This window comes from Shewanella sp. HL-SH2 (assembly GCF_051164935.1).
Classification (GTDB): domain Bacteria; phylum Pseudomonadota; class Gammaproteobacteria; order Enterobacterales; family Shewanellaceae; genus Shewanella; species Shewanella glacialimarina.
This window is the reverse complement of the sequence record NZ_CP195035.1, coordinates 39,030-51,418: the sequence shown is the minus strand read 5'-3', so window position 1 is coordinate 51,418 and position 12,389 is coordinate 39,030. Positions and strand designations below refer to the sequence as shown.

Here is a 12,389-nt window from a genome sequence, read left to right as displayed (position 1 = left end):
TTGAATCTGTGATGGGAAGCGCACTGCCCGAAAGCAGGCGCTTCATTATCTAGTTGATCGCTTATTTGCGCAGACGACGGCGAATCGCTGCCAATCCGAACAGGGATAACAAGCTGATAAAGCCGGCGCTACCAGCTTTACCATTACCACCAGTGTTATCGGTTTCTTCTTCGACAATGTCGGCAATCAAAGAGTCGCGACTAGATACCTTCGCTAGGAATGTTTGCTGAGACCCTTCTACAAGTTGGCCATTACGCATTAACTTTACAGTCACGTTGTAGATAGCTGATGGCGCACCGAAGACCTCGAAATTCACCAAAGCTGTCGTGCCATTAGAAAGGACCACATTAGGCAGCAGCAGTTGGGTCAAATCTAAACGCTGTTCATCATCATAAGGACTCATACTGATAGTTGCGATATCGCCCACTTGAGCAGAAATATCGGTCGGGATCTGGTAAGGGACCTTGATCAGCTTATTCAGTTTTGTCAGGTTCAGAGGCACGTCAGCATCCGCATCACCAGGCTTATAGCTAAGGCTAATGAGTGCAGGGTCGTGATCCGACGCGCGATACATGTCCGCTTTGTAAAACTTATGCGCGCCAGTACCGTCGATACTACCTTTAAAGCTGTTTTGGTAGTCATACAGGCCGGTCTCTGCAGCGTTAACATGCCAGTCAGTGGCATCAATCACGCGATCTTTCAGAGAAGGCGAGATCAAAATGTGATCAAGCGATCCTATTTCGTCACTGAAAGAGTAACTCCAAGGCGTCTTACCCTTCTCTTTAAACTTTTCACCGACAATATCAATGTAGCCGTAAGTCTTAGTGATAGTGACTGGAGAGCCATCTTCGTTAAACTGAGGCTTAGGCCCAAGGAAAGTGTGGCTAGCAGTGACGATCGTCTTATTACGTGGGTTCTCGGTAAGAACCAGTACAGGATCTTCTTTACCATAGGCGTTCAAATCACCAAGGATGATCTTATCCCCACGCACATCTAGCATCTCTTCACCTAAGTGCACGGCACCGGCTACGCGGAACTCAGCACAAGACCCTTGGTAATCTAGATCGGGTGCTTCACGGTTGTTCCAAGTTGTGGCATTGCCAAACTCAAGACCTTGCCATTCTTCCCAACAAGTAGAGCCTTTTGACTTAAGGTGATTTACAGCTAGCGTCAAGCGCTTGCCTGTTTGGTTAACGATAAAGGTTACCACCAAGGCATCGCGGTGGTAGTTTTGACCGTCTTCTAAGATCTCTTGATTTTGATCTTTGATCACCTCACCTAAGTCGTTGACGATAGTAGGCGCTCTTTGCTGAGGCATTGGGATAACGCGAGTGCGCTCAATGCTCATCTTGCTTGGGCGATAGATGATACCTGTAGCAATTGCGTCAGAACCAATGGCGTCTAGATTATCCAGCATTTGATTGCCGTTGTTGTCAAAACCAACAAACACATAACGGTTTTCAGTAGAGGTAGGGCCATTGTAATCCTGGGCGCGCTCATCCACATACTGGATATTGACCTGGTTCACAATCTCTGCAATGGCACTGTCATTGCCAAAACCGTTGTTTTCAATCTCCATCAGGGCCATCACATCAGCATCCTGAGCACGAATAATTTCTACCAGCTTAGTTCTCTGGTGAATGTATTCATCGTAGGTATCAGCGCCTCGGCTCTGACCAAAGTTGTTATTGTCGCCACCGAAAGGAGAGTTAAAGAAGTTAAACAGGTTCTGACTGGCAACACGGATGGCAAACTCATCTTCTGCCACTGTGTCACTCAGGTCAGGTTTCTTAGTACGCGGTAGGTTGTGAATAAAGTTATCACTCGTCAACTGATTGGTTATGGTCAGGCTGTAGTCCTGGTCATACTTATCAGTGCCAGGGATCAGCTCGGTTTCATATTGACTGATCACACCCTGCGCATTAACGAGACTATCGTCGATACGAATATAGTTAGTGTGTGGGTCACTGTTAAAGCCTGCGTAATAAGGCAACTCGGTGCCGTTGGATTTAGGCGAACTTTCAATCACTAAACGATAGTCATTGTTCTGCTCATAAGCCGCTTTAGACTCTGGGCTTCCAGCAACATGCAAGTGGTTAGGCTGTAAATTAGGACGCTTATAAGCCGCCACCATGTTGTTACGACCGTTAGGAGTTGACAGGTAGTTGTAGCTGAAGCTGCGAGCAATACGCATATCTTGGTCGCCATCAGTCTGAGGATCCAGATCTGTAGGCAAGTTAACCAACATACCTTCATAGCGTTCTAGGGTCTTATCGAAAGAGCCGTTATCAGCGCTAATAACCTCAATATCTGTAGGCAGCGTTAGAATGTTAGTATCAGTCACGTTCCAGCTAAATGCCGTATCAGCTGACAGTTGCGTCTGGCCTTGGTATTCAGCTACTTTACTACCAACACAAACAGTCTGACCTACTTTTAGATCACCAGCAGCGCTAGAGCTAACAAAGATACCATCGGAAGTCTCAGAGTCGTTGTCAGAAACAAGATTGCGAAGATAGAAGCCTTCGTTAGGGATAGAAACCTTAACTGAGATGATCCCCTCTACGGCAACTTTTTCATCTGATTCAGTCTTACCTTCAGCAATTAAAGGCGAGGTAAAGCCTGTCCCCTGAACTTCGCTAGGAGACATGATTTCATTCTTATCCGTTGGACAAGTGAAAATATCCATGATGTCGGCAGCATCAGCAGCGGGCAGCTCTGATTTACCTAAATCATCAAATCTCATTGGTAAGATGTTCTGCCACTTAGTCGCATCGAAGGTGCCTGATTGAGCGGGATTGTTGCCATCAGCGGCTTGTTTACGACGTAAAGTGGTATTCGGTGCCCACTTGCTACCGTCATTCACTGCTCCAACACGATCAATAACGGTATCACCATTTTTCAGGAAAAAGCCGTCATTGCTGGTCATGAACAGGTTGTTATACCTGTTGCTGCTGTCATATGTAGAGACAACAACTGTGCCACCTTGAGTCGCAATAGCATTACGAAACTCTTCAGTCGATCGACTATTAACAATAACCATAGACGCGCCGGAGGCAAGCGTCTGACCACTCAACAGCGGCTTAGCATCAGCGTTGAGTAACTCGTTGTCATACTTGCCGTCAGAGCGTTGGAAAGCTGTAATATCATCAGTAAAAGTGAAGGCATCAGAGCCTGTATTAGTGATCTCAACCGCGCCAACATTGGCATCGGCACTTTGGGTCATTTCGGTGATCAGCAGGTCTTGAACGCCAGCGAAGGCGCCCATGCTGATGGTGCTGGCTATGGCCAGCGATAGGAAACTTTTTTTCATAGTAAACTCTATAAAAGTTGAATTCAATTCGGACTAGAAGTACATACGCGCATAAGCGTAGGCTGCTTCAGGGGCTTCGCCAACTCGGCCTTCTAGGGACAGCACGATGTCGCGGGCAGGACGATAGTTGAAACCTAAACTGGCCCACTGACGCTCTTTTCCGTACTCAGGTGGCAGTTCGGAGTAGTCGTAGTTAGGACCAATAAGATCCCAGCCCTCGTACTCTTCGTGGTTTACCGAGCTGATGATTTCCCAGTGCTGGTTCAGGTCGTACTTAGCACTTACCGTTACTCCCTGATTGCGGAAGGTCTGATAATCTAGGTATACGTCACCGCTCTTACGTGTTGATAAGTCTTCATCTTCTACAAAACCATTTAAACCAATAGATAAATCTGGCATCAGTTTCAGGCGTGCACCGAAACCTATCTGTTGCTGCTCACCATATTTACTGATCCCGTTAGAGCCGCCGCGCGTTTCTAGGCCAACCACAACAGATAGCAGATCAGACATCCACCCCATGTATCCGTTAATGATGTCACCTTGTAGCGCACCACTCTTGTGTTCACCATCGTATGAGTAAGAAGTTCCGAAAATTAGATTTTCAAATTCAGCTTGATACTTAACTGTGTTCTCTTGGTCACCCGCTTCACCGGTTTCAACGGACTTGTTGAAGGTAAAATCACCGAAGTGGTCGTAATCGTCGAATGCTGTATCGGTCAAGCCGAGCTCGATCCACTGTTGTTCGGTGAAGGCATAGCCTACGTACATTTTGTCGATGGCCAATTCGAACTCACCGTCTCCGCCTAGCCAGTTACGGCGTTGGTAATCGAGCTCAAGACGATAGGTAAATTGTTGACGTTGCCCGGTTACGCCCATGGTCGCGAAGCTATCATCTACATAACCCTTGGTATCGTAGAACTCATTGTGGTTGTAATCTGCGTGAGTATCAAAATGCCCACCGACACCCACTTCGCCATATAAGCGAACATTGTCGCCTTGACTGTCACCTTCTAGCATTACAGCGCTTACTGAACCTGCACTAAACATAGTGACAATAGCGATTGCAATTATTGATTTGTTTAACATTGCTGTTACTTCCGATTAGTAATTTGTCAGCCTATATTTGAAGGCTAAACTCAAAATTAAAAATATTTATTTATTAATTCGTAAACTGCTAACGGCTCAGAGAGGTGGAGCATTCGATGGTGAAATCACCAATATCTTTGTTACATATTTCATATATCAACCCCGTTTTTATAATACTATGGTTAATTTTTATTAACCTGGGTTGCGATTGTTACAGAGTTTGATTACAAAAAAAAGAAGTTCCAGTCACATTTTTAAAACATAAGTATATGTCAAATATAGAAAATTTTAAGACACTTGACCGCTGTAGAGAACAGTGGTCTGACTTGTGTTAGTAGGTTTCTAGAAAATCAGTAACTTAAGTGAGAACGTTGTGGTATGTGTTTTGTATAAAATGGTGTGAGAATAAAGGATGCTGTTTTTATAATTAACGAAATGTAGATCATTAATCTGTTACTAGGTACTAAAAATAGTCAGTAAACCTCACTTAACAGCTTTAAAAAGACTTTTATAAAGCAGAAAGCGGGTGCGAATGGCAACTTAACAAAAAGGATGACATTACGTCATCCTTTTTTATGATCTGAAACCTAAAAGCGAGTACTTAAGGACTGGCACTTAAAAGCTAGTCGATAAGATCGTACTGGTTTTTTAGAATTTCAATAATGTCAGCTTTCGGGTTAGATGATAAAGTGATTTTTTTACCGGTCACTTTTTCAGCTACACCAGTATAGGTTTCTGACACCAACATCATCGCCGCTAACGGTAAATCATTATCGCGAGCTAATGCTTCGCGCTCAGGCATTCTGTCTTTATTTAATAAAATGTCGGCATCGTCAAAATGGTTTAATAAAAACTGGCGGAAACCTTCTTTTGAGTTTTCGACGATCTTGCCGTCACGATAAGCAGGACCGTCCCAAATGCGTGAAGAGTCAGGTGTACCGACTTCATCCATATAAATCAGTTTCGAGTGACCATCTTTATCAGTGACATAACCAAATTCAAACTTGGTATCAACAAAGACTTGATCTAACTTGGCTAGCGCATCTGAAATAACATTGAAGCCTTGCTTGAGTAGTTTTTCATATAAGTCGATATCAGAAGCTTTTTCAAAACCAAACGCTTGATAATGGGCTTCAATATCACTGCGGCTAATGTTGACATCATCTTGTGCAGGCACGCCTGGAATACCGGTTAAAATGCCTTTGGTCGACGGCGTGATTAATAGCTCAGGTAATTTTTGATCTTTGCTTAATCCTTCAGGTAGTGTGATGCCACAGAATTCACGCTCGCCTTTAGCGTAAGCACGCCACATCGAACCGGTAATGTACTGACGACAAATAGCTTCAACTTTAATCGGACGGGCTTTTTGCACAATCCACACAAATGGATGCGGGATATCCAGAATATGGCTGTCAGCTAAGCCATTTTCAGCAAATAGCTTAAACCAGTTATTTGAAATAGCGTTCAGTGCCGCGCCTTTACCTGGAATGCCTTGTAAATTGCCTTCACCATGAAAAATACAATCAAAGGCTGAAATTCGATCACTGATCACCATGATAGCAAGTGGGGTATTTTCAGGAACATCATAGCCTTTGTCTTTGATTAAACGACGACTATCAGCTTCAGTTAGCCAGTAAACACTGCGTACTTTACCGCTATGCACGGGTTTGTCTGTGCGGATAGGTAAATCGTTATTAACGGCTAAAACGGAATTGGCAAGACTCATAACGAGTATTCCTCTAGTTGAAGGTGTAAGGGCTATTTTTGATGGCGGCTATTTTACCCGTATTCCTCAGTTTTGCCACGTAAAAAGGCTAGGGTTAAATAGGCTTTTTTGATAACAGAACAATCATGGATATAATTTTGGCCGTAATAAGCAATATCGCCAGCAGACCGTAATATTAGCTGACAGGTATTCGCATATCAGGCAGTATTCAATTCTTTAACATAAAGAGTCAATAACGTGACCAATACCCAAGTCGATAACGCCGCCAAGTTAGGTCTGATTTTTGTTTCCATAGCGGTCTTTTTTTGGGGCATTTTACCCATAGCGTTGAAATTGTCTGGGCAGTTTATTGACCCCGTAACCTTGACCTGGTTTCGATTTGTCATGGCGTTTGTGGTGACACTCTTGCTGCAATGGCGATTTGGTAAGCTTAAACAATTTAATGTTTTAATCAGCAGCGACTGGCTCAAATTAAGCCTTGCCGGTATTTTGTTGATGTTCAATTATGTCTCGTTTGTTTACTCGCTCGACTATCTTGCCCCTGGCACAGCGCAACTGAATTTTCAAACCGCTCCCTTCTTTCTCGCTTTTGGTGGAGTGTTATTATTTAAAGAACGCTTAAATGCGATGCAGCTGAGTTGTTTTGCCACATTAGCCATTGGCATGTTGATGTTTTTCCATCCGAATTTAAATTTGAGTAATAGCGACAATCATCAAATAGTCATCGGGGTGATGATTGTGCAATTTTCGGTATTGTCTTGGACCAGTTATGCCTTATTGCAAAAATCATTAGGCAGTAAATTATCGCCTAGTAATGTGTTGCTGTTTATCTATGGGCTGGGCATTGTTGCTATGGCACCGTTCAGTGACTTTAGTCATTTTGCATTAATGGATTCATCTAACTGGATGGTAGTTATTTTTTGCGGCGCCAATACCTTAATTGCCTACGGCTGTTTTGGTCAGGCGATGAAGTATTGGCCCACGGCTCAGGTTAGCGCCATGCTAGCCTTAACGCCGGTGCTGAGTTTCAGTTCAACGGCCTTAGTGGTCAGCTTAGGCTGGTGGAATGGGGTATTTAGCGCAGATAACCTAGATGCACTATCGCTAATGGGCATAGTGTTGATTATTTGTTCAGTGTTTGCGGTGCAAATATGGCCGCTGTATTTGAAGCGTAAAGCAGCTAAACGGCTTGTGAGCTAAGTTTGCTATTCTATTATGCATGCATCAGCCTGAGTTCAGATAATAGTGACAGGGTATGATGCAGGTTTCTCATGTTTGCGCTAATATCGTTCGATACAATTTAAAACTTAGGCTTGTACTCAAACTCAGCTTGGGCTTTGCTGTCGGTAAAAATTTCAATAGCCTGTTTTTTATTAAAAAAGCGATTAACAAGGTTATTCGGAAATGACTGAATATAGGCGTTAAAGTTAGCCACGTTTTGATTGAAAATTCTTACCGCCGCGCCTACATTGTCTTCTTGTTCGGTCACTTCATACATAAATTTAGCGAATGATTCAGACGCTCTTAATTCTGGATAAGCTTCAACAGCCACATGAATGCCTTTGATTAATGCTTGCGATGCCTGATCGACCTTGCTTTGTAATTGGGTATCAATATTATTGTCTTGTAGCGCATTAATCCCTTGGCGTAATGCAGTGATTTTAGGCAACAACTCTTTTTCATAATCTTGGTGCTGCTGCAGCACGCGGTCAAGCTCTGGCATGATGCGGCCACGTTGTCTTTCTTGCGTTAACACATCCGCCCAGCCTCGCTGTACCGCGTTGTGCTCTTTAACAATACCGTTATAAATACTGAAAACAGCAATGGCGACGACAACCAGAATAGCGATGATAATGAAAGAAGATTGCATAATTTATCCTTAATATAATGGGTTAGCACTGTGTTTGATGATTTGATTCACAAAGCCAAAAATACGGTTTACGGTGAACAATGAGGTCTCATTGAGCAGTTCTTGTTTAAATTTTGTCGGTGAACTAATGTCATAATCCATGGGCGGATTAAGTAAATGAGTATTTTTTTGATTGATCAACACACTGCCATCATAGGCGAATTCAATGGTGAGATCATCGAGCTTATGGGCTAATTGTTCGCACGCAACTACCACAGCCGGTTCTAAAAACTTCGCTGCATTAAATTCAGAGTTTGTTTGCAGGTAAAACTTTTTCTCAAATTCCCGCGAGGCAGGCATAAAGTGTTGTTGCCAATGCTTAGGCAACTTGCTTTTGCTCATCACTAAATGACTTGTGTTATTGATTGCGGGGAAAATCACTCCTTGGCGATAGTAGTGATCGTAAACGGTGCGAGTACGCGTTCTGCTTCCGCCTTTACCGTCAGACTCTTGATAGGTTTCTGTTCTTCTATCGACATAGTGATGGTAAACCACAGAGGCACGAATTAATCCTAGTTCAGAGTTAAAGTCGATTTCTTTGCCCCACTCAACATTTTGAGAATAATTACCTCGTTTAAAATCGACAAATTTATGTTCAGCTTTATTTAAAAATGTCGCTCCACAATCTGTCATATTGTAAAGATGCTTTAGGGCTTCATCTCTGAGTAAATTGGAGAGATCCTTTAGGCTTTTTTGACGCTTAAATACAGTAAAAATACTTGCTATGAGTGACAGTAAGCACAGAGCAAAGATAACAAAGTCACTGTGAGTATAACGATACAACTGACCTTGAGTCTCAAGGTGGAACCAATATCCTATGCTGGCGATAATGGCGGCTAGTATGCCGAGATATAAGTGAGTGTTGCGGTATTTAAGTTGGTGTGGATACGCGATGGCGTTGTCTAAACATTCTGTGACAACCGCAATAGATTCTGAGTCAGACACCTTCGCCTGCAATTTTTTAATAAACTGAGTCAGGGCTTTATTATTCATTCTTTTTTTATCTGATAGAGACTTAACTTCAGGGCTGAATGCTGACATAGGTGGAGTAGGTTGTTCTTTTTTAAGATAGTGTAGGTATATTACAAGGCAGAATTAATCTGTAAAGCGTTAACATTATGCGGGCAGTTACCTTTATATTTTATGAGATTGGCATAACCGAGAGTAAAAACAAAAATGGAGCCGTTAGGCTCCATTTTTTATTCAGATAACTGAATGATTTACTGGTAATTAACCATTGTCACGTGGTTTACGTGGACGACGTTCTGCACTAGCAGGACGGTCACCAGCTGGGCGGTCAGTACGTGGACGACGGTCGCCTGATGGGCGGTCACCACGTGGACGACGAGGTGCAGCAGCACCACGGCCAGAATCAACGAAAACTTCATCACCGGCTTCGCGAATGTTAAGTGGACGACCACAAACACGCACTTTTCTTAAGTGAGTTAACACGTCTTTTGGCATGCCATCTGGTAAATCAACGGTAGTCACTTGATCATATAACTGGATTTGACCAATATAGCGGCTGTCGATGTTAGCTTCGTTAGCAATTGCGCCAACAATGTTACCCACACCTACACCATTTTCACGACCCACATCAATTACATAGCGGTTCATTTTCACGTCTGGATTATCTTTTAATCCTTCAGGTTGACCAAATGTAGTTGGTGTTGATGGACGGTTGCTGCGCTCACTGCGTTCACGACGAGGGCGATCGCCACCATCACGAGAACCACGGTCATTACGGTCACTACGTTCATCACGTGAATCACGTTGACGCTCTTGGATCGGCGGTAATTGAAGTGGACGCTCTTGCTGCACTTGCTGTAATAACGCCGCGGCTAATAAATCGGTATCAATTTCTAGCTGAGTACATAATTCTGCAACGGCATTTTTCATGAAATCTAAGTCACCGTTTAAGGTTTCTTGAATTTGCTCACCTAAACGAGATAAACGGCGCTCTGCAACCGATTCTGGTGTAGGAATTTTCATTGGTGCAATACGGCTGTTTGTTGCACGTTCAATTGTGCGAAGCATACGCATTTCACGGCTTGTCACAAACAAAATTGCCATACCTGTACGACCCGCACGGCCAGTACGGCCAATACGGTGAACATAAGCTTCTGTATCATATGGGATATCGTAGTTAACTACGTGTCCAATACGTTCAACGTCAAGACCACGGGCCGCAACGTCAGTCGCAATTAGAATATCTAACTTGCCACTTTTTAACTGTTCGACAGCACGTTCACGTGCTTGTTGGTTCATATCACCATGTAATGGTGATGAAGCATAACCACGTGCTTCTAATTTTTCAGCTAACTCAACACAGCTATTACGGGTACGGACGAAAATGATCACACCTTCAGTGTTTTCAACTTCTAATACGCGTACTAATGCTTCTAGTTTATTGTGTTGTGATACTTGAACATAGCTTTGCTCAATTGACTCAACCGTTGCTTGACTAGACGCGATGCTGATATTAACTGGGTTGGTTAAGTGCTTGCTTGCAACACGCTTAATTTGCTCAGGCATAGTGGCTGAGAATAATGCAAGTTGGCTGTTAGCTGGCTTATGCTCTAATACCCATTCGATATCATCGATAAAGCCCATTTTTAACATTTCATCAGCTTCATCAAGCACTAATGCTTTTAATGAATCTAACTTTAATGTGCCACGACGCATGTGATCCATTACACGACCAGGTGTACCTACAATCACTTGTGGTCCACGCTTAAGGGCGCTTAATTGCTGATGCATACTTTGACCGCCGTAAATAGGCAGTACGTGGAAGCCTTTCATATGTTTAGCATAACTACCAAATGCTTCTGCTACCTGAACGGCTAGCTCACGAGTCGGTGCTAATACTAATATTTGAGGGGCGTTTAGATTGATATCTACTTTGTTAAGCAGTGGTAATGCAAAAGCACCTGTTTTACCAGTACCAGTTTGCGCTTGACCGATAATATCTTGTCCTGCCATAAGCGGGTCGATACTAGCTGCTTGAATGGGTGTTGGGTTCTCATAGCCTAATTCGTCTAGAGCACGCAACAAGTTCTCAGACAGGCCGAGTTCGCGGAAAGTTCTTTCATTGGATGACATTGGGTTGTAGCCTTGTGGATGTGCACGAAATTCGGATGCTCGTGCTGAGTTTCACAGACAGAAAATCAACCCCGTGTCGATTTCCCGCGCCGAAAGGGCGATATTATAGCAACCATTTTGCGGTTTGACTATATAAAATATAATAAATAATTCAATGTGGCCTGATTATTGCCTTATTTAAACTTAATTTTTGGGTTATTTTTCTTTTAACTGCATGTTAGTTTGTGTAATAAAGCTAAAGGCCATTTCCGTTACGCTGGTTAGGAAGTCGATATTTAGCGTGTCTATAGTGTCATCAACCGTATGGTATTTGCTGTGCGGTGGTACGCCAAAATATATCCAGGGAATACCGGCTTTATGAAAAGGGTAGTGGTCGGAAGCTTTTAGCCAGTTCATGCGCTTTATACCCGCGGTGTTAAATTTAGAATAACTTAGTCGAATACACATTTGATGCTGTTGACTTAGCCAAGCTTGTGTCTGGCTAAAGTGGCTGAAGTTTTGCTCGCCTTCTATATAGATTGCCCGCGGTCTTGAAGGGTGGCCAATCATGTCTAAGTTCATTGCAAGTTCAACCTCCATATCTGGTGTTGCCATCATCTGTTCAACTAACCCATAGCTACCATACAGTCCTGGTTCTTCAGCGTCCGTGGCAACCAACATGAGATTAATATCTTTTAAGCCGGTTAATTGCCATTGTTTTGCCATAGCCAGTAAGCCTGCTACACCAGAAGCGTTGTCGTCTGCACCATGAAAAATACGTTTACCCTGTTGGCCTAAATGATCATAGTGGGCGGTAATTACTCGCCAGCGGTTGGATGGCACGCGGCTAGGAATGACGCCTATTATATTAACCCCTTGTAGTTGGCTAAATTGGTATTGATAGTTAAAAGTGACTTTAAAGGATTGCTGCCAAGGGATTAAACCAATGTCAGTAAAACGTTGAGCCAGGTAGTTTTGTGACAAAACAGCCCCTTGGGTACCGGTTTTACGGCCGCTAAATTCTATGGCGGTAAGCGTGCGGATATCTTCAATAATTTGGGACTGGTTGGCCCATTGATGTTGCGGCGGCAAATTACAATTTATTGAAGCGGTATTGGCGCAGCCTGTTAACATGATTAACAATGCGATACACATTAAGCTATGGGATAATTTAGGTTGAGCGAAGATGTTGATATTTATTGGTAAAAGGCGGGTATTTCCCTTTAGCGGAAAGGCAGATTTAAGCGTGCTTGTCATCTGGTGCTCTCCGTAAAGGG

Annotated in this window: 8 protein-coding genes; 1 reads left to right on the top strand and 7 read right to left on the bottom strand. The window is 43.3% G+C overall.

The window, feature by feature from the left end; translation table 11 throughout:
• Window positions 1-61: 61 nt before the first annotated feature.
• The 3 genes from ACRWP9_RS00130 to ACRWP9_RS00120 form a co-directional block, all read right to left on the bottom strand.
• Window positions 62-3,310, bottom strand: coding sequence for an ExeM/NucH family extracellular endonuclease (locus tag ACRWP9_RS00130; RefSeq protein WP_434927328.1), 3,249 nt, complete (start codon window positions 3,308-3,310; stop codon window positions 62-64).
• A 33-nt stretch (window positions 3,311-3,343) separates the two neighbouring features.
• Entirely contained in the window at window positions 3,344-4,396 is a 1,053-nt protein-coding gene (locus ACRWP9_RS00125; RefSeq protein ID WP_434927327.1) for a porin, read from the bottom strand.
• A gap of 622 nt (window positions 4,397-5,018) precedes the next feature.
• Window positions 5,019-6,122, bottom strand: a complete 1,104-nt coding sequence (locus ACRWP9_RS00120; protein WP_434927326.1) for a phosphoribosylaminoimidazolesuccinocarboxamide synthase — start codon at window positions 6,120-6,122, stop codon at window positions 5,019-5,021.
• 237 nt (window positions 6,123-6,359) lie between these two features.
• Between ACRWP9_RS00120 and ACRWP9_RS00115 the strand changes: the two genes are divergently transcribed.
• Complete coding sequence (locus ACRWP9_RS00115; RefSeq protein WP_434927324.1) at window positions 6,360-7,322, top strand: DMT family transporter; 963 nt, start codon at window positions 6,360-6,362, stop codon at window positions 7,320-7,322.
• Between the two features lie 100 nt (window positions 7,323-7,422).
• On the opposite strand, the gene ACRWP9_RS00110 is transcribed toward ACRWP9_RS00115, so the two are convergent.
• From ACRWP9_RS00110 to ACRWP9_RS00095, 4 genes are all read right to left on the bottom strand, one after another.
• Window positions 7,423-7,992: a LemA family protein gene (locus ACRWP9_RS00110; protein ID WP_226412943.1), complete on the bottom strand. Its 570-nt coding sequence runs from the start codon at window positions 7,990-7,992 to the stop codon at window positions 7,423-7,425.
• Window positions 7,993-8,001: 9 nt separating this feature from the next.
• Window positions 8,002-9,024, bottom strand: coding sequence for a hypothetical protein (locus tag ACRWP9_RS00105; protein WP_434927322.1), 1,023 nt, complete (start codon window positions 9,022-9,024; stop codon window positions 8,002-8,004).
• 237 nt (window positions 9,025-9,261) lie between these two features.
• Window positions 9,262-11,133 (bottom strand): DEAD/DEAH box helicase, encoded by a 1,872-nt coding sequence (locus tag ACRWP9_RS00100; RefSeq protein WP_434927320.1) that lies wholly within the window; start codon window positions 11,131-11,133, stop codon window positions 9,262-9,264.
• Window positions 11,134-11,328: 195 nt separating this feature from the next.
• Window positions 11,329-12,369: a M20/M25/M40 family metallo-hydrolase gene (locus ACRWP9_RS00095; RefSeq protein ID WP_434927319.1), complete on the bottom strand. Its 1,041-nt coding sequence runs from the start codon at window positions 12,367-12,369 to the stop codon at window positions 11,329-11,331.
• Window positions 12,370-12,389 lie beyond the last annotated feature (20 nt).